The 18,463-nt window shown below is 59.5% G+C and carries 13 protein-coding genes; 4 read left to right on the top strand and 9 right to left on the bottom strand.

The annotated features are described in order from the left end of the window. Positions 1-143 precede the first annotated feature (143 nt). The 9 genes from E4633_RS04180 to dnaA form a co-directional block, all read right to left on the bottom strand. The gene (locus E4633_RS04180; protein WP_135868994.1) at positions 144-1,676 is read right to left on the bottom strand and encodes an ATP-binding response regulator; all 1,533 of its coding nucleotides are present in this window, start codon (positions 1,674-1,676) and stop codon (positions 144-146) included. Continuing rightward, a complete protein-coding gene (locus E4633_RS04175; protein WP_135868993.1) occupies positions 1,663-3,930 on the bottom strand; it encodes an ATP-binding protein in 2,268 nt (755 codons plus the stop codon). The genes E4633_RS04180 and E4633_RS04175 overlap by 14 nt, the downstream gene beginning before the upstream one ends. Before the next feature lie 81 nt (positions 3,931-4,011). Then, entirely contained in the window at positions 4,012-5,019 is a 1,008-nt protein-coding gene (locus E4633_RS04170) for an NAD(P)H-dependent glycerol-3-phosphate dehydrogenase (RefSeq protein ID WP_135868992.1), read from the bottom strand. 138 nt (positions 5,020-5,157) lie between these two features. Next, positions 5,158-6,675 carry a HEAT repeat domain-containing protein gene (locus tag E4633_RS04165; protein WP_135868991.1) on the bottom strand — a complete coding sequence of 506 codons (1,518 nt, stop codon included), beginning with the start codon at positions 6,673-6,675 and terminating at the stop codon, positions 5,158-5,160. Positions 6,676-6,811: 136 nt separating this feature from the next. Continuing rightward, positions 6,812-9,325, bottom strand: a complete 2,514-nt coding sequence (gene gyrA / locus E4633_RS04160; protein WP_135868990.1) for a DNA gyrase subunit A — start codon at positions 9,323-9,325, stop codon at positions 6,812-6,814. A gap of 130 nt (positions 9,326-9,455) precedes the next feature. Then, the gene (gyrB, locus tag E4633_RS04155; protein ID WP_135868989.1) at positions 9,456-11,846 is read right to left on the bottom strand and encodes a DNA topoisomerase (ATP-hydrolyzing) subunit B; all 2,391 of its coding nucleotides are present in this window, start codon (positions 11,844-11,846) and stop codon (positions 9,456-9,458) included. Between the two features lie 117 nt (positions 11,847-11,963). After that, the gene (recF, locus tag E4633_RS04150) at positions 11,964-13,058 is read right to left on the bottom strand and encodes a DNA replication/repair protein RecF (protein ID WP_135868988.1); all 1,095 of its coding nucleotides are present in this window, start codon (positions 13,056-13,058) and stop codon (positions 11,964-11,966) included. 40 nt (positions 13,059-13,098) lie between these two features. Then, positions 13,099-14,217 (bottom strand): DNA polymerase III subunit beta, encoded by a 1,119-nt coding sequence (gene dnaN, locus E4633_RS04145; protein ID WP_135868987.1) that lies wholly within the window; start codon positions 14,215-14,217, stop codon positions 13,099-13,101. A 219-nt stretch (positions 14,218-14,436) separates the two neighbouring features. Beyond that, positions 14,437-15,828 (bottom strand): chromosomal replication initiator protein DnaA, encoded by a 1,392-nt coding sequence (gene dnaA / locus E4633_RS04140; RefSeq protein WP_135868986.1) that lies wholly within the window; start codon positions 15,826-15,828, stop codon positions 14,437-14,439. A 284-nt stretch (positions 15,829-16,112) separates the two neighbouring features. Between dnaA and rpmH the strand changes: the two genes are divergently transcribed. From rpmH to yidC, 4 genes are read left to right on the top strand one after another with little or no spacing between them, the layout of a single operon-like run. After that, positions 16,113-16,262, top strand: coding sequence for a 50S ribosomal protein L34 (rpmH, locus tag E4633_RS04135; RefSeq protein ID WP_135868985.1), 150 nt, complete (start codon positions 16,113-16,115; stop codon positions 16,260-16,262). Positions 16,263-16,270: 8 nt separating this feature from the next. Further along, the gene (gene rnpA / locus E4633_RS04130) at positions 16,271-16,624 is read left to right on the top strand and encodes a ribonuclease P protein component (RefSeq protein WP_135868984.1); all 354 of its coding nucleotides are present in this window, start codon (positions 16,271-16,273) and stop codon (positions 16,622-16,624) included. Between the two features lies 1 nt (position 16,625). Beyond that, positions 16,626-16,826, top strand: a complete 201-nt coding sequence (yidD, locus tag E4633_RS04125; RefSeq protein ID WP_216629319.1) for a membrane protein insertion efficiency factor YidD — start codon at positions 16,626-16,628, stop codon at positions 16,824-16,826. A gap of 23 nt (positions 16,827-16,849) precedes the next feature. Next, positions 16,850-18,463, top strand: a complete 1,614-nt coding sequence (gene yidC / locus E4633_RS04120) for a membrane protein insertase YidC (protein WP_135868983.1) — start codon at positions 16,850-16,852, stop codon at positions 18,461-18,463.

The raw sequence follows: 18,463 nt of genomic DNA, 5'->3' as shown, positions 1-18,463 counted from the left end.
ATAGTGCCGGGTTTTCCCATGAGAAGGTACCCCCTCTCGGACGAGGACATACTTTACTACAAATCACAAAACAAAAAATAGAATAATTAAAAGTACCTTCGAAAAACCCTATGGGGCTTTGGGGGATGCGTGGCTAATTAACCCTATTCTTCAGGCTCCTCGGGAAGCGCCGGAAGCAGGATGGTGAAGACGCTCCCCTTTCCGGCTTCGCTCTCGGCCCAGATGTAGCCGCCGTGGGCGTCCACAGCCTTGCGGCATAAGGCGAGGCCGAGGCCGGTGCCGCGGGTCTTTCCCTGGCGCCGGTTTCTTGCCTGCACGAAACGGTCGAAGATGGAGCCGATGGCCTCCTCCGGGATGCCGACGCCGCTGTCGCGCACGCGGATCCTGACGAAGTCCCCCTCTTTCGGGAGCTGATCGTCCGCGTAGATCTCCTCGGGAACTTCTCCGGTGATGGAGGAGGGATCCCGCACGAGATCGGCGGAAACCTCGATTTCCCCCTCTTCGGGGGTGAACTTCACCGCGTTGGAGAGGAGGTTTCCTATGATGCGGTTGAAGGAGGAGCGGTCCGCCGAAACCGCCGGGAGATCCGGGACGATGGTGGTGAAGAGCCGGATGCCGCCACGCTCGGCGACGGTCTGGAACTTGCCGACGCTGCGGCCGACGAGGGCACCGGGCGCCTCCTCCCTGAAGGTGAGCTTCATCTTGCCCGCTTCGAACTTGTGGATGCCGAGCAGGGTGTCGATCATCTCCACCATCTCTTCGCAGCTCTCGATGGCGGCATTCAGGTACTCGCGCTGGTCCGGGGTCACCGTGCCGAGCTTTCCTTCCCGCACGAGGTCGATGGAACCGACCACGGCCGTAATAGGGGACTTGAGGTCGTGGGAGAGCATGCTGACGAAATCTTCCTTCTCCTGCTCCAGTTCCTTCAGCTTGGAGATGTCCCTGATGATCTCGACGCTTCCCACCAGATCACCCTCGGCGTTTCTAAGCGGCGCCGCCGAGGAAAGTACCGGAACGGCGCGGCCTCCCACGTGCAACGTGTAGGAGACGTCGAGGCACGACTCGCCGGTTCTGAGTACGGTCCGCGCCGGCAGCTCGCCGCCGGGCACCTCCGCATGCAGCACCTCCTCGAGCGGTCTACCGCCGATGCTCCCCTCCGCGCTCAGGACGCGTTCCGCCTCCCGGCTTGCCGTGATGATGCGCCCTTCGAGGTCGACCGCCAGCAGGAGATCGGCCATCCCCTGCAGCACCGCCGCCATTTTCAGGCGCTCCTCGTCCAGTTGGCGCTGCAGCCTCGCGTTCTCCTTGCGGGTCCTGTCGATGCTTATGGCCCGCTCCACCTTTTGCAGCATGTCGTCGGCGGAAAAGGGCTTGGAGATGTAGTCGAGGGCGCCGTTTTTCATCGCCTCCACCGCGATGTCCTCGCTGCCGTGGGCGGTCATCATCACCACCGGCGTCTCGTCGGTCCTTATCCGGCTCAGCACCTCGAGGCCGTCCATGCGCGGCATCTTGATGTCGAGCATGATGAGGGCGAACCGCTCCGCGGCGACCGCCTCCAGGGCCTCCACGCCGTCGCGGGCGCGGACCGTCTCGAACCCGGCATCCTCCAGTTGCAGCTTGAGGATGAGGGCGATGTCCGCCTCGTCGTCGACGATCAGTATCTTATTTTTTTCCATCGGTCTCCCCTATGATTGGAACGGTGAAGCTGAAGGTGTTGCCGCGCTCCTGCGCCGCGGTGTAGAAGATCCTGCCGTGGTGGCGCTCGACGATCTCCTTGCAGATGGCGAGCCCCAGCCCTGTCCCACCCACCTTGCCGCGTTCCTGGCACTCTATCTGCTGGAATTTCTTGAAAAGCCTGTCGCGATCCGACCACTGGATGACGCGCCCCTTGTCCGCGACCGAGACCACCACGTAGTTTCCTTCCTGCTCGGCGCTGATCATGACCACCTTTCCCTCCGGCGAGAACTTCACCGCGTTGGAGAGGAGGTTCGTGAGCACCTGGATCAGGCGGTCGCTGTCGCCGTACACCATGGGGAGGTGCTCCCCGACCGTGTTGACGATGGTGATGTCGCGCCCCATGGCGTAGGACTTGATCTCCTCGACGGCGTAAACGGTGAGCTCCCCGATCGACACCGGCTTGAACTTGAAAACCATGCCGCCGGACTCGATGCCGGAGATGTCGAGGATCTCGCCGATGAGCCGGATCAGGCGCTGGGTGTTGCGGAAGCAGACGGTTAGGAGCTGCCTCTCGGTGTCGGTGAGCCACTTGCTGCGGGTCAAAAGGAGCTGCAGCGATCCCTTGATCGAGGTGAGCGGTGTCTTCAGCTCGTGGGACACCGTGGAGATGAACTCGGTCTTCATCTTGTCCACCTGCTGTTCCACGGTGACGTCGCGTATGGAAAAGACGATACCCGCGAAGTTACCCTTCTCGTCGGTGAGCGAGGAGAGGTAGACGTGGAGCCTTTTCCCCTTTACGGTCAGCTCTTCCCTGCACCCTCCGGCTCCCGCCTGGGTGAACTCCCTGATGCGCGCGAGAAGGGGGGTGAAGCCCACCAGTTCGCAGACCTGCTCGATCGGCTTTCCTACCACCCTGTGCGGCACCATCTCGAAAAGCTGCTGGGCCGCCGGGTTGAAGAGAACCACCTTGTTGTCGAGGTCCGTCACCACGACCCCTTCGGCAAGGCTCGTGAGCACCGCCTCGAGCCGCCCCATCTCCATGGCGAGGGCGGAGGTTCTCTCGTCGACCATCCGCTCCAGTTGCTCGTTCAACTCCTGGAGATCCGAGGTCTTCCTGTTGATGATGGCGTCGCGCTCCTTGAGGGCCTGCACCATCTGGTTGAAGGAGGAGGCCAGCATGCCGACCTCGTCGTCCTGGTCCCCTTCGACCCGCTGGTCGAAATCCCCTTCCTCGATCCTGCTCGCGCTGGAGGCGAGCTCCCTTAGCGGGCGGGTCAGGTGACGGGAGGCGAGGAAGGCAAGGCCGAAGGAGCAGAGTATCCCGACCGCGGCGGCGGCGAGGATGTTCTCGAGGTTCTGCCTCCTGTTCTGCTTGAACCTTTCCGTGGCGACCGCAACGGAGAGCGAACCGACGAACTCCCCGCGGCTGTTCAGGATGGGATCGATGACGGTTTCGAACGACCTGGCGCCGATCATGGCCTCGCCGCGGTACACCTCTCCGCGTTCCAGCACGTCGATGACCTCCGGCTCCAGCGTGGAAGAATCGCGCAGGGTGCTCGGGAGGCTGCTCGCGATGCGCAGGTCGCGCTGGGTGATGGTAATCTCCACGTCGCGGCCCGACACTTCCTGAAGCTCGTCGGGGAGGGTAGGGCGGTCGTTCAGCACCTCCCCGGCCACCATGCACCCAAGCACCCGGCCGTCTTCGGCAAGGACCGGAACCGCCACCGTCGTGACGAACGCCTCGCTTTCCCCGCCCCGGTCGCAGTAACGCTCCACCCCCGTCCTGCACAAGAGCGCCCCCGACAGGATCTCGGTGGAGATGACGACGCGTTTGCCGACGAGGGCCTGTTCCACCACCCCCGGCACTTCCAGTCTCTCGTCAGGCTGGTCATCCTTAAGGCTCGCAATCACACGCTTGTCCGCGTCGAGGAGCACGAGGAATTCGAGGTAGGGGAGCACCTTGTGCACCCCCCGCAACCGGTCCGTCAGCCACGCGCGGTCCCGGTCCTTCATGTGTTCGTGAACGGTCCTGGAAGTAGCCGGCTGCAGCAGGGAATACTTGACGATCTTCGCGCGGTCGGAAAGCTGGCTGCGAGCGTAGGTGAGGTAGGTCTCGAGATTGCGGTCGATTTCCGAGCGCAGCGAGGCGCTCATGGTCGTCATGGTGGAGTAGATCAGGGTGGAATACGAGATGAGCAGGATGGCGAGGATGGAGAGGAGCAGTTTGGATCTTATGCCAAAGCGTGGTTGCATCAACCCATCCTTAAAAGGCGGACCAAGCCCCGGGTCGCGGCGGAAAACCGTCCCGATCCGGGGCTCGATCTTGATCTGTGGCTAAGCTCCTTCGGCCTTCAGGTTCCTGGTCATGAGCTCAAGAACCGCTTCGCGGGCCGGCTTGTCCTGGTAGAGCATCTGGTACATCTGCTCGATGATCGGCATCTCTACCCCGAGCTTCTTCGCCAGGTTGTAGGCGGATTCCGTGGTCTTCACCCCTTCGGCCACCATGCGCATCTCGCCGAGGATCTCCTCGAGGCGGCGCCCCTGGCCTATCTGGATGCCGACACTGCGGTTTCGGGAGAGATCGCCGGTGCAGGTGAGCACGAGGTCGCCCATGCCGGCAAGCCCAGCGAAGGTGGCGGGTTGCGCCCCCATGACGACGCCCAGACGCGTCATCTCGGCAAGGCCGCGGGTGATCAGGGCGGCGCGCGTGTTGCTGCCGAAGCCCAGACCGTCGGAGATACCTGCGGCAATGGCGATGACGTTCTTGATCGCCCCGCCAAGCTCAACCCCGACCACGTCGCTGTTGCGGTAGACCCGGAAGAAGTTGGTAGTGAAGGCCTCCTGCACACGGCGGGCGATCTCTTCGGATGCCGCGGCAGCGGTAACCGCGGTCGGCATCTCCTGCGCGACCTCGCGGGCGAAGCTCGGACCGGAGAGCGCCGCGAACCTTTGGTACATCGCTTCGGGGAGGATATCCCGGTAGATCTCGGAAACGGTGGCGAGGGTGTCGACCTCGATCCCCTTGGAAGCGGAGACGATCACCGCATCGCTCGGGATAAAGGGAACGGACCGCCCCATCACCCGGCGCACCAGTTGCGACGGCACCACGCTAAGCACCATGGTGCATTCGCGGTAGGCCTCCACGAGGTCGTTGGTGTAGGCGAGCTTTTCATCGAGCGTGATGCCTGGGAGAAAGAGGTTGTTCTCCCGGGTGTCGCGCATGGTCTGCACCAGCTCCGGCTCGTACGCCCACAGGGTTACCTGGTGTCCCTTCTTGGCCAAGAGGTCGGCAAGGGTGGTGCCCCAGCTTCCCGCTCCTATGACGGCGATTTTTTCCAGCATGTCTTCAAGCCCTCTCGTTGTATCCGTAGCCCTTCATGAGGACATTTACCGTAGCAGATATAATGAAAATTCCCCCTCCCGTCAAGGAGGGGGAAGTGATTTTACGAGAAGTTACCGTTGTGAGCGGCGCTCCGGGGTCTACTCGACCGCCCTGAGCGGCAACTCGTCGCCCCGCTCGAGGGACTCGCGCGCGATCTCCATGCTTTCGAGGGCGAAGCGGCGCAGGAAAGGGTGCAGGTATGCCGGCAGCGGGTTGTCGACCATACTGTCCGCGAGACCCACTACTTTGGCAACCTCGGTTAAGTCCCTGCCGCAATGCAGCATGAGGTCCGCGCTGATAAGGAGGCGTTCCCGGATCAGTTCCAGCTCCGGCGTGATCAGTTCGGCGCAGAAGTGCTCCAGGACCTGCTCGCAATCCTTCCCTTTCCGGTAATCCTCGGCGAAGTCGTAGACGCGCTGGGCCGCCATGTACCACCCCGAAAAGAAGGGATCCTCGAACAGGCGCTGGGCCAGCCTTTCTCCCTCCTGAAAGCTAAGGGCACGCGGCGCTGGAAGCCCGGTCAGCCGCTCGGCCAGCGGGGCAGGGGAGAGGTCGACGCCGGCGAAGATGCCGCGCCTCATGTAGAAGTCGGCGGGAAGGTAGCAGAGATCGCGGCTCCAGTGCAGGGCGTCGCGAATCAGGTCGATGAGGTATTCGGGAGCGACCTCGATCAGGTCGTCCTGCAAGCGGAAACCCTCCACCTCGGCGAGAAAATTCTCGACCGTCAGTTCCCCGGCGCCCCACGCCGCCAGTACCCCGCGACGTTCGTGTACCTGCATGTAAAGGACGCTCACCGTGTCAGCACCCGCCCAGCGTGACAGGAGCAGGGAACGGTAGCCGTCGCCGTCCGGCGGAGTGGCGTAACCGGCATGGAAGGGGAGGTATTCGCGCGGAGGCGGTACCGCAACGCCCAGGAAACGCAGGCGGCGCAGCGCCTTGTCGGCAACGGGTAGGAGGTCCTGGTCGCATTGTGCGATGAAGTCCTGCAGCACGCCTGCGGCCTGCGGGTCCCTGATCCGGCCGAGCGCCTGCAGTGCGGCATGCACCACTTCAAGCTCCGGGTGCCAGAGCATCGCCTGGAGCATGAGCGGTGCGTGGGGGTCCCCGGAGCGGTACAGTTCGCGGATGACGATCTGCTGCACCTCGGGAGGGTGCGAGAGGAAATCGTCAAGGAAGGTAACCATCCCCTCCTCGCCGAGTTGCATCGCTCCCTGCACCTGCTGCCCCAGAGAGCTTGCACCGGGACCGGATTTCCCGTCGCTGAAGGGTGCCGAACCGACGTCCACGCCGTACCCTTCCAAGGCGATCATGAGGGCCGCCTTGCCGTCCGCCGCGAGATCCTGGCGCTTCAGGGCGATCTGGATCAGCTGGTCCAGCCAGTGCTCCGAGTCGAAGAAGTCCAGGATGTAGGCGTACTTAGCGATCAGTTCGCCGGAATTTTCGCGCCAGAGTTCGCGCACGAGCGGGCGCAGCGCCCTTTTCCCTGCCTCCTGGAACCTGCGTCCGATCTGTTCCATCTCCTCTATGGAGATGCCTTCCCCTTTGAGCCGCCCCAGAAGATCCAGAATGTCGCGGCGCTCCTTCAGGGAGTTATCCACCTTCTCGCTCTGTTGCATGGGCCTACCTTTTGTCACTGCATGGCACCCCTCCAAAGGAGGGCAAAAATTGCATGTCCGGCTGCTGCTGGTTACTGTCTGTGCTTCTGGTTGTTCTCCCTCTCCCCTTGGGAGAGGGTCGGGGTGAGGGAGGTGCTTACTCCTCCCCTTCACCACCCTCCGACTCCAGTTCCACGATATCGTCGAGCTCGGAGTCGTCCTCGTTCTCGTCCTGGTCTTCTTTCTCGGCGAGACGCGCCACGGCTACCACGCGCTCGTTCTCTTCTTTCACCATGAGGCGCACCCCCTGGGTGTTCCTGCCGATGATGGAGAAGCCCGCCACCGACACGCGCAGGATCTTGCCCTGGTCGGTGATCAGCATAAGGTCGTTGTCGTCCACCACCTGCTTGATGTCGACCACCTGGCCGTTTCTCTCGGTGGTCTTGATGGTGATGACACCCTTGCCGCCGCGGGTCTGGGTACGGTACTCGCTGATCTCGGTGCGCTTGCCGTAGCCGTTCTCGGTGACGGTGAAGATCGTGGAGTCGGTGAAGTTCTCGTTCAGGATCTCCATGCCGATCACGACGTCGTCATCCTCCAGCGTCATGCCGCGCACGCCGCGGGAGACACGACCCACGGTGCGGACGTCGTCTTCCTTGAAGCGGATCGCCTTGCCGGTGGCGGTGGCTAAGAGCACGTCCTGCTTGCCGTCGGTGAGCGCCACCGAGATGAGCTTGTCCCCCTCGTCAAGGTTGACGGCGATGATGCCCCCCACCCTCGGGTGCGAGTACTCCATCAGGTTCGTCTTCTTCACGACGCCGTTTCTGGTCGCCATCATGATGAACTTGTCGTCCACGAACTCCTTCACCGGGAGGATGGTGGTGATCTTCTCGTTGTTGGCAAGGTTCAGAAGGTTCACGATCGCCTTGCCGCGCGCGGCGCGACCCGCCTCCGGGATCTCGTACACCTTGAGCCAGTACACCTTGCCGGCATCGGTGAAGAACATGAGGTAGTCCTTGGTGGAGGCGATGAACAGCTGCTCCACGAAATCCTCCTCTTTGGTCTTCATCCCGGTCTTCCCTTTGCCGCCGCGGCGCTGCGCGCGGTAGAGGGTGACGGCGTTACGCTTGATGTAGCCGGTGTGGGAGATGGTGACAACCATGTCTTCCTCGACGATGGTGTCCTCGAGCGAGATGTCGGCGGTCTGCATGACGATCTCGCTTCTGCGCTTATCGCCGAACTTGTCCTTGAGCTCGAGCAACTCGCCCACGATGATCTTCAGGATCTCGGCCTCGGAAGCGAGGATTTCCTTCAGGCGGGCGATGTACTTCAGGATCTCGCGCAGTTCCTCGAGGATCTTCTCGCGCTCGAGACCGGTCAGGCGGTGCAGCCTCATGTCTAGGATGGCCTGGGCCTGCAGGTCGGAGAGGCCGAACTTCTCCATGAGGCCGACCTTCGCCTCGGCCGGCGACGCGCTCGCCTTGATGAGGGCGATCACCTCGTCCAGGTTGTCGAGGGCGATCTTCAGGCCTTCCAAGATGTGGGCCCTCGCCTCGGCCTTCTTCAGATCGAAGATGGTACGGCGGGTGACGATCTCTTTTCTGTGCTCGATGAAGAAGTCGATGGTCTCCCTGAGCGTCAGGACGCGCGGCCGGTTGTGCACGATGGCCAGCATGATGATGCCGAAGGAGGACTGCATCTGGGTCTGCTTGTACAGGTGGTTCAGGATGATGGTCGGGTTCTCGTCCTTCTTGAGCTCGATGACGACGCGCATACCCTCGCGGTCGCTCTCGTCCCTGAGGTCCGAGATTCCCTCGATCTTCTTCTCCTTGACCAGCTCGGCGATCTTCTCTACCAGCCTCGCCTTGTTCACCTGGTACGGGATCTCGGTGACCACGATGGACTGGCGCTCGGTCTTCTTCTGGGTCTCGATCTGTACCTTGGCGCGCATCTGGATGATGCCGCGCCCGGTCGAGTAGGCCTTCATGATCCCTTCGCGGCCATAGATGAAACCGCCGGTCGGGAAGTCCGGGCCGGGTACCAGTTCCACCAGCTCCTCAAAGGTGAGCTGCGGGTTGTCGATGATGGCGACGATCGCGTCGATCACCTCGGAGAGGTTGTGCGGCGGGATGTTGGTCGCCATGCCGACCGCGATGCCTGCGGAGCCGTTCACCAGGAGGTTCGGGAACTTGGACGGAAGGACGAGCGGCTCCTTCAAGGAGTCGTCGTAGTTCGGCCCGAAAGCGACCGTTTCCTTGTCCAGGTCGTTCAGAAGCTCGTGGGCGAGCTGCTCCATCCTGATCTCGGTGTAACGCATAGCCGCCGGGGAGTCGCCGTCGATGGAGCCGAAGTTCCCCTGGCCGTCGACCAGCGGGTACCTGAGCGAGAAGTCCTGGGCCATCCTGACCAGGGTGTCGTAGACGGCGGTGTCGCCGTGGGGGTGGTACTTACCGATGACGTCGCCGACGACGCGGGCCGATTTCTTGTACGGCTTGTTCCAGTCGTTGGACATGTCGTACATGGCGTAGAGGCAGCGCCTGTGCACCGGCTTAAGTCCGTCGCGTACGTCAGGAAGCGCGCGGCCGACGATGACCGACATGGCGTAGTCCATGTAGGAGCGCTTCATCTCGTCTTCGATGTTTACCGATACCTTGTTCAGTTGATTCAGCATTTAGAAAACCCTTTCCGGTCAAAAGGCGGCAGATTTGGGTGAAATGCCCCGAAATATGCCATCACAATTGATTTGCAGAGAATATATGCAAAACGCTATCCCTCCCGGCGGGAGGGGAAATTTTTTTTCTTTAAACGTCGAGGTTGGAGACGTTGAGCGCGTTCTGCTCGATGAAGTCGCGGCGCGGCTCGACCTGGTCGCCCATGAGCACGGTGAAGATCTCCTCGGCGGCGACCGCGTCCTCGATCTTCACCTGCAGGAGCACCCTGTTCTCCTGGTGCATGGTGGTCTCCCAGAGCTGCTCCGGGTTCATCTCGCCCAGGCCTTTGTAGCGCTGGATGTAGAGCCCTTTCTTCGCGCTCTCCATGAACCAGGCAAGGATCTCGCCCTGGCTCTCGCTCTCGAAGATGACCTTGTCTTCCGGTCCCATGATGACGGCGGGGCCCGCTCCCATGAGGGAGCGCACCCTCTTGTAGTTCTCCAGCAGCATGCCGTACTCGTAGGATTCGAGCACCTCGAAAATCTGCTGGTCGATCTTCACGCGCAGGTTCCCGAAGGCGAACAGCATGCTGTCCGTGTAGATCTGGGCGTCAGTCTCGGGGCAGGCCTCCTTCATCTTCGGCAGCAGTGCCGCGAGGTCCGCCATTTCCTCCAGCCCCTGCTTCACGCCGGATTTGAGGAACACGCGCAAGAGCTGGTCGTTGATCCCCTTCTTGACCACCTTGTCCAACAGGTCGTTGAAGTCGATGAGCTGGGTCAGGATGGGGATGATCTGCTTGCCGCGGTAGACGCGCTCGTCGGTCCCCGAGCCGAGCTTCAGGGTCATATCCTCGGTCCCTTCCTCGAGGAGGTAGGCCTGGAGCGCGGCCTCGTTCTTCAGGTACTGTTCCTTCCTGCCGCGCTTGATCTTGTACAGCGGCGGCTGGGCGATGTAGAGGTAGCCGCGCTCGATCAGTTCCATCATCTGGCGGAAGAAGAAGGTGAGCAGAAGCGTCAGGATGTGCGAGCCGTCGACGTCCGCATCCGTCATGACGATGATGCGGTGGTAGCGAAGCTTCGCGATATCGAAGTCTTCCTTGCCGATCGAGGTGCCAAGGGCCGAGATCAGCGTCCTGATCTCCTGGGAGGCGAGCATCTTGTCGAAGCGCGCCTTCTCGACGTTGAGGATCTTACCCTTGAGGGGAAGGATCGCCTGGTACTTGCGGTCGCGCCCCTGCTTCGCGGAGCCCCCTGCGGAGTCGCCCTCGACGAGGAACAGTTCGCAAAGCGCCGGGTCCTTCTCCTGGCAGTCGGCGAGTTTGCCCGGAAGCGTCCCCACTTCTAGCGCCCCCTTCCTGCGGGTCAGTTCACGCGCCTTCCTGGCCGCCTCGCGGGCACGCGCCGCGTCGATCGATTTCTCCAGGATCTTTCTCGCCATCGCCGGGTTCTCTTCCAGGTACATCGCGAGCTTTTCGTTCATCATGGTCTCGACGTACCCCTTCACCTCGGAGTTGCCGAGCTTGGTCTTCGTCTGCCCCTCGAACTGCGGCTGAGATATCTTGACCGAGATGACGGCGGTGAGTCCCTCCCTGAGGTCGTCCCCGGAGATCGCCACCTTCACGTTCTTCAACAGGTTGTTGGCGGTCGCGTAGTTGTTCATGGTGCGAGTGAGCGACGCCTTGAAGCCGATCAGGTGCGTCCCACCCTCGTGGGTGTTGATGTTGTTGGCGAAGGAGAAGATCTTCTCGTCATACGAGTCGTTGTACTGCATGGCGATCTCGATATCGACGCCGCTTCTCTCACCCTTGATGTAGATCGGCTCCGGGTTGACCAGGTTCTTGTTCTTGTTCAGGTACTCGACGAAGCTCCTGATGCCCCCCTCGTAGAAGAAGTCGTGGTCCTTCTCGGTACGCTCGTCGTGGATCTTGATGCGCACGCCGGCGTTCAGGAAGGCGAGCTCCCTGAGCCTCTTGGAGAGGACATCGAAGGAGAAATCGGTAGTCTCGAAGATCTCGCCGTCGGGGAGGAAGGTGATCTTGGTGCCGCGCCTCTTGGTCTCGCCGGTGACGGCGAGCGGCGCCTGGGGCACGCCCCTACGGTAGCTCTGGGTGAAGAGCTGACCGTTTCTGCGGATCTCCAGCTCGAGCTTGGTCGAAAGCGCGTTGACGACGGAGCTACCCACGCCGTGCAGACCGCCGGAAACCTTGTAGGAGGTGTTGTCGAACTTGCCGCCGGCGTGGAGCACGGTGAGGACGACCTCCGCTGCACTCCTTCCCTCGGTCGGGTGCATGTCGGTCGGGATGCCGCGGCCGTTGTCCTCGACGGTAACCGACCCGTCCAGATGGATGGTGACCTGCACGGCATCGCAGTAGCCGGCGAGCGCCTCGTCGATGGCGTTGTCCACCAGTTCGTAAACCAGGTGGTGCAGACCCTGAGCAGCGGTGGAACCGATGTACATGGCCGGACGCTTTCTTACCGCTTCCAGTCCTTCGAGAATCTGGATCTTATCCGCCCCGTAATCGCTTTGTTCTTCTGAGCTCATCGTTACCTCTTTCAAGAAATTTCAGTTAACCAATTCCTCCCCCCGCCTGCGGACCGAAGCCCTATGGTGGGCGTAGCCCGGAGTGGGAGGGCAGGGAGGGGGATGCTTTTTGGACAGCTACTGCGAAATGCTTCCTTCCTTGATCCGGAAGGTCCTGTTCTCTTCCATCTCATCGATCGCCACGTTGGCAAGCGACGTCGTGGTGATGAAGACCTGCATTTCCCTTTTCTTCAGGAAATCCATCAGGTTCCTGTTGCGTTCCCGGTCGAGCTCGCTCGTCATGTCGTCCAGAAGGAGTACCGGAGGCGCCTCGAAACATCTCGTTATGTACTCGATCTCCGCCATCTTCAGGGCCAGTACGAAGGAGCGCTGCTGTCCCTGCGAGGCGAAGTGACGTGCCGAGCGACCGTTCAAGCCGAAGTAGAGGTCGTCGCGGTGCGGTCCGATCGCGGTGGTCATGCGCCGCCTTTCCTCCGCCGCGTGTGCCTTCAGGGCATCGGCGAGCGCCGCCACAGGATCGCGAAGGAAGGCTTCCTCGTTCACCCCGTGCAGCCGGTACTCGATCTGCACCGTCTCGTCGTTGCCGGAAATCTCGCTGTAGAACCCCTGCAACAGCTTTCCTATCTCGCAGAGGTACGCCTTTCTTCTCTCGATCACGAGCTGCGCCGCCTGGATCAGCTGCTCGGTCCAGACTTCGATCCCGGAACTCTCGCCGATCTTCAGGAGGGCGTTTCGGTTCTTAAGGATCTTCGAGTAATCGTGATAGGCGGACAGGTAACTGAGATCGCAGGTGAATACCGCCCGGTCCAGGTACCTGCGCCGCAAATCGGGTCCCCCGCGCACCATGGAGATCTCCTCCGGCGTGAAGAGAACCACGTTCAGGTTGCCGAAGAAATCATCCAGACGCGTCGCGAGCTTGCTGTCTATCTTCGCCTTTTTGCCCTGCTTCTCCAGAAGGACCGCGATCTCGCGTGTGACGCGGTCCCGCTCGACCGATCCCTTCACCAGGGCAAACTCCGAGCCGAACGCGATCAGCTCGACGTTTTTCGCCTGCTTGAAAGACTTCATCGTCGCAAGGAGGTAGATCGATTCCAGCAGGTTGGTCTTGCCCTGGCCGTTGTTGCCGTAGAAAACGTTGAACTTCTTGCCCGGAGCAAGTTCCAAGTTTTGCAGGTTACGGAAGGAAGCAAGTTTGAGTTTTATCAGTTTCATCAGGGCCTTAAAAACACAGGCTGGCTAGTTCTCACCCCTTTTACAGCCGCATCGGCATGATGACCGCCAGGAACTCCTCGCTCTCCACCGCCTTCATGATCACCGGGGAAAGCTCGTCCTTCAGCTTCAGCTCAACCTCGCGCTGCTCCATGACGGAGAGGACGTCGATCAGGTACTTGGCGTTGAAACGGGCGGAGATGTTGATGCCTTCGTAATCGATCTCGATCTCCTCGCGCGCCTCGCCGAGCTCCGGGTTGCTGGAGGAGATGATGACCTGCTCGGGGCTCACGTCGATCTTCACCCCTTTGAACTTCTCGCTGGAGAGGATCGACATCCTCTTCAGGGAATGGAGGAACTTGTCCCGGCTGATCTGCACGATGCGGTCGTTGCTCATCGGGATGACCTTGGTGTAGTCCGGGAACTCGCCGTCGATGAGGCGCATCACCACTACGGTGTTACCCTTTTTGATCACCGCGCTGTTGTCCATGAAGCCGAGCATGATCTCGCCGTCTTCCTCTTCGACCATCTTCTTCAACTCGAAGATACCCTTCTTCGGGAAGATGACCCCCTTGGAGAGCTCGGCGGTGATGTTGCCGTTGATCGCCTTCTGGGAAACAGAAAGACGGTGGCCGTCGGTGGCGACCATCTTGAGGACATTGGCGCCGTTCTCCTCGAACGCCTTGATGAAGACACCGTTCAGGTTGTACTTCGTCTCGTCGTAGCAGATGGCATAGGAGGTCTTCTCGATCATGTCCGCGAGGATCTCGTTCTTGAAGATCAGGAAGCTCTCCTCCTTCACCTTGGGGAAGTAGGGGAATTCCTCGGAGGAGAGACCGACGATGTTGAAGCGGGCCTTGCCGCAGGTGATCTCTACCCAGTCGTTGTCCTTGGTGGTGAAGAGGATCTCTTCGTCCGGCATCTCCTTGACGATCTCGTAAAGCTTCTTGGCCGAGACGGTGATCTTCCCTTCGCGGATGACCTTGGTCGGGTAGGAGCTCTTCATGCCGACCTCGAGGTCAGTGGCCGTGATGAAGAGCTGGTCGTTCTGAACCTCAAGCAGGGCATTGGAGAGAATGGGCATGGTGTTGCGCTTTTCTACGATACCCTGGATTCTCTGGAGGGCTTTCATAAAAATCTCTTTGCTGATTCTGAATTCCATGTCTTCTCTCCGGTTCTGTTTTTATTATTATGTTTATAAGTAATGATCGTAGTAGTAGATAGTGTCCTGTTGATACTGTGGACAACCATGCTTAACCTTTGAAAGTGCTGCGTTTTCGCCTCTGGAAATCGTGCGGGAAAACTTCAGTCGTTTTTCCAGTTTCTGCACAGCTTTTTTTGACACGGCTTTATCCCGCCGAGTTATGCACAGTTTTCCCCACTAAGTGAACAGCTTTTTCTTGATGTCTTCCACAGTCGCTTTCAGGTCCGCATCGGCCGCTAACTGCTTCTCGATCTTCTTCACCGAGTGGATTATCGTCGAGTGATCCTTGCCGCCAAACTTCTCGCCGATCTCCGGGTAGGACGCCTTGGTGAGCTCCCGGCATATATATATGGCTATCTGGCGCGGCACCACGAGCGTCTTGATGCGTTTGTCAGATTTGAGCTCCGAGAGCTTGATGCGGAAGTGTTCCGCCACCGTCTTCTGGATCATCTCAACGGATATGTCGCGGGTCTTCTCGACGATGATGTCCTTCATCACCTCTTTGGCCATGCCTAGGGTGATCTCCTGGCCGGTGAGGCTCGCGAAGGCCTCCAGGCGGATCAGCATCCCCTCAAGCTCGCGGATGTTGCTCGTCGCCCCTTCGGCGAGGAAGAGCGCCACGTCGTCCGGGAGGTTTACCGCGTGCATGTCCGACTTCTTCTTGAGAATGGCGACCTTGGTTTCCACGCCCGGCGGCTGGATGTCTGCGATGAGACCCCACTCGAAGCGCGATCTCAGGCGCTCTTCCAGACCGGGGATGTCCTTCGGGAACTTGTCCGAGGTCACCACGATCTGCTTGTGCGACTCGTAGAGCGCGTTGAAGGTGTGGAAGAACTCTTCCTGGGTCGCTTCTTTTCCCGCCATGAACTGGATGTCGTCGATGAGCAGCAGGTCCATTTTCCTGAACTTGTTGCGGAACTCGTCCATCTTCTTGTAACGCAGCGAGTTGATCATCTCGTTCATGAACTTCTCGGACGAGTAGTAGCAGATCTTGGCCTTAGGGTTCTTGGCCAGGATCTGATTCCCGATCGCATTCACTAGGTGCGTCTTGCCCAGACCCACGCCGCCGTAGATGAAGAGAGGGTTGTAGTTCGTGGCCGGCTTGTTCGCCACCGCCTGTGAAGCGGCATAGGCGAACTGGTTGCTCGGCCCCGAGACGAAGGATTCGAAGGTGTACTTGGAGTTGAGGTTAGGGACGAGATCGTTCTTCTTGTCCTTCACCGGCTCTTTATCCTTTTCCCTTTCTTTGTCCTGCTCCTTCTCTTTATCCTTTTCCTTCCCCTTTGCCTTCGGTTCCTTTTCCACCTTAGGTTCGGCGGACTCCGGCTGGGGGTCGGCGACGTGGAACTCTATGTGGTAGTTCTTCGAGGTGATCGCGGAGAGAACTTCCTTGATCATGGAGAGGTACTTCTCGGTAACCCATTTCTGAAAGAAGACGCTCGGTACTTCGATGACTACGGTGTCGGCTGTGGCGCCGAGAAACTTCAACGGCTCGATCCAGGTCGTGTAAGTCTGTTCCGTTAGAACTTGTTTCAGATTTGCCTGGGCTTCCAGCCAAATGTTTTCCATGGAGAGAGGCCTTTTTTTTCACTGTTTTTAAACAGCTTTATCAACAACTGTTGATAAGAAATAAGATAGGTAATTTCAGTGGCTTATCTGATTTTAAACAGTCTAAGCCTATGTTAATTTTTTTAGCGTGTCAGACTAACATGCCGTCCCCTTTGTTGGCAAGGCAAAACTTGACGCAGCTAATGGCTCAGTAAAAAGCCCTTGACAAGAATTGGCGTTTATGTTTAAGTTCGACACTTGCCTTTAAAAGCATTGTTACCTCAAGACTTAAGGAGTAGATAAAGATGAAAAGAACCTTCCAGCCGAGCAACACCTCCAGGAAGAGGACCCACGGTTTCCTCGTTCGCATGTCCACCAAGAACGGCCGTCTCGTCATCAAGAGGAGAAGGGCTAAAGGGCGCAAGCGCCTTTCCGTAGGCATTGCTACCAAGTAATCTACTTTTTGTCCTGCTCGGATTTTCCCAAAGCTGAACGCCTGCGCAGACGCCCCGAATTCCTGCAGTTCAATGACGGCGCATCGAAGATGCACACGCCGCATTTTCTGCTGTTATGGAAGGTGAAAGACGGTGGCGTCACAAGGGTCGGGTTTACCGCTAGCAAGAAGGTGGGTAACTCCGTAGCCAGAAACTTCATCAAGCGAAGGCTGCGGGAGTTTTACAGGCAGAACAAGTCTCTTTTCATCTTGGCCGACTTCAACATCGTTGCCAAGAAAGGGGCGGACTTGCTTGACTTTCACCAGATCTCAACCGAGCTCGCAGCCGCCTTCGGGCGGCTGCGTAAAAAACATGGTCACTAGCATACTCAAAGGCCTTGTCGTTCTCTATCAGAGATTCATATCTCCGCTCAAGGCCCCATCCTGCCGTTTTTACCCCACCTGTTCGCATTACTCCTTACAAGCATTGGAAAAATACGGCCCTCTGAAAGGGTTGTGGCTGACGGCAGTGCGCATTCTGAAATGCCACCCGTTTCACCCGGGCGGTTACGATCCGGTCAAATAGTCTAGTCTCTCCAGGAGCATATAATGGAAAAACGTCTTATCGTAGCGATACTGCTCTCCATCGGGGTTCTGTACGCTTATACCTTTGTCTTTCCTCCCGCGAAGCCTGCACCTACCGGTAACGTAGCCAAGCAGGGGGCCGTCAGTTCCGCTACGGTAGCCACCTCAGCTACTGCCGCGGCACCGCAAGCTGCTGCACCGACTGCTCCCATAGCAGTTCCCGCACAGCCTGCTTCCACCGCGCGTGACATCACCGTCGACACCGATCTCTACAGCGCGGTCTTCTCCACCCAGGGTGCCGGTCTGAAGAAGTTCGTCCTTAAGAAGTACAAGGACGTTGCCGGGGCAAAGGGTAAGGGGATCGTTCTCGTTGACGAGACAGCCGCCAACCGCTTCAGCCTCCTGAGCGACTCCCGCGAGCTCGGTTTGAATCCGAACTCGATGTATGCCGTAGCAGGCAATGATCTCCAGTTGACCAACGCCAACAAGGGGACCCTCGAATTCAGTACGACGACCCCGCAAGGCGTCGTGTTCAAGAAGACCTACACCTTCTCCGGTGATTCCTACCGGATCGACCTGGTGGAGCAGGTTCAGAATGCCGGTGCCGCTCAGGTATCCGGTACACTGCACCTGCTGCAGAACGCACGTGTCGTTGACCAGAAGGCCGGCGGGGGGCGTTACGAGGTCTACGGCCCGTCCACGCTCACCGACAATGCTGTCAAGAGCGAGAAGCTCGACAACCTGCTCAAGGCCCCCGTGCAATTCGACAAGGGTGTTCTCTGGTCCGCCTTCGCCGACAAGTACTTCATGGACAGCGTCATCGCCGAGAAGGGGAGCATCGCGCAGGTGCGTCTCTCCCGTCCCGGCAGCGACTCCATGCTGAGGGATATCGTATCTCCGGCCGTCAGCGTCGCCCCCGGGCAGAGCGCTTCCGTCAGCTACGCGCTTTACTACGGCCCGAAGGATCTCGACATCCTGAAGGCGCAGGGGAGCCGGCTCGAAGAGGTGATTGATTACGGCTGGTTCGCAGCCATTGCGAAGCCGCTCGTGGTCTTCCTCAAGTTCCTTTACAAGTACACCGGCAACTACGGCATCGCCATCATCATCATCACCTGCATCCTGAAGGCGCTGTTCTTCCCGCTCACGCACAAGAGCTACAAGTCCATGAAGGACATGCAGAAGATCCAGCCCAAGATGAACGAGCTGAAGGAGAAGCACAAGAACGATCGCGACGCGATGAACCGCGCCGTGATGGAACTGTACAAGACCCACAAGGTCAACCCGCTGGGTGGCTGCCTCCCGATGGTGGTTCAGATCCCGGTGTTCTTCGGCCTGTACCGCTCGCTCATGTACTCCATCGAGCTCAGGCACGCGCCGTTCTACCTCTGGATCACCGACCTTTCCGCTAAGGACCCGTACTACGTGACCCCGCTCATCATGGGCGCCACCATGTTCATCCAGCAGAAGATGACACCGACCAACATGGATCCGGTCCAGGCGAAGATGATGCTGATGCTTCCCGTGGTCTTCACCTTCATGTTCCTGAATTTCCCGTCCGGCCTCGTTATCTACTGGCTGGTTAACAACGTGCTTACCATCGCGCAGCAGATGTACATCAACAAGACGGTAACGGACTAG

The sequence above is a fragment of the Geomonas terrae genome, from assembly GCF_004791675.1.
GTDB classification, from domain to species: Bacteria; Desulfobacterota; Desulfuromonadia; order Geobacterales; family Geobacteraceae; genus Geomonas; species Geomonas edaphica.
Note: the sequence above shows the minus strand (reverse complement) of the source record. Positions and strands in the feature narration are given on the sequence as shown.

What these genes read in the sequence shown, in the direction of transcription:
- E4633_RS04175 (WP_135868993.1), bottom strand. Translation starts at nt 3,930, where the DNA reads ATGCAACCACGCTTTGGCATAAGATCCAAACTGCTCCTCTCCATCCTC.
- yidC (WP_135868983.1), top strand. Translation starts at nt 16,850, where the DNA reads ATGGAAAAACGTCTTATCGTAGCGATACTGCTCTCCATCGGGGTTCTG.
- E4633_RS04180 (WP_135868994.1), bottom strand. Translation starts at nt 1,676, where the DNA reads ATGGAAAAAAATAAGATACTGATCGTCGACGACGAGGCGGACATCGCC.
- dnaA (WP_135868986.1), bottom strand. Translation starts at nt 15,828, where the DNA reads ATGGAAAACATTTGGCTGGAAGCCCAGGCAAATCTGAAACAAGTTCTA.
- recF (WP_135868988.1), bottom strand. Translation starts at nt 13,058, where the DNA reads ATGAAACTGATAAAACTCAAACTTGCTTCCTTCCGTAACCTGCAAAAC.
- gyrA (WP_135868990.1), bottom strand. Translation starts at nt 9,325, where the DNA reads ATGCTGAATCAACTGAACAAGGTATCGGTAAACATCGAAGACGAGATG.
- rpmH (WP_135868985.1), top strand. Translation starts at nt 16,113, where the DNA reads ATGAAAAGAACCTTCCAGCCGAGCAACACCTCCAGGAAGAGGACCCAC.
- dnaN (WP_135868987.1), bottom strand. Translation starts at nt 14,217, where the DNA reads ATGGAATTCAGAATCAGCAAAGAGATTTTTATGAAAGCCCTCCAGAGA.
- E4633_RS04170 (WP_135868992.1), bottom strand. Translation starts at nt 5,019, where the DNA reads ATGCTGGAAAAAATCGCCGTCATAGGAGCGGGAAGCTGGGGCACCACC.
- E4633_RS04165 (WP_135868991.1), bottom strand. Translation starts at nt 6,675, where the DNA reads ATGCAACAGAGCGAGAAGGTGGATAACTCCCTGAAGGAGCGCCGCGAC.
- gyrB (WP_135868989.1), bottom strand. Translation starts at nt 11,846, where the DNA reads ATGAGCTCAGAAGAACAAAGCGATTACGGGGCGGATAAGATCCAGATT.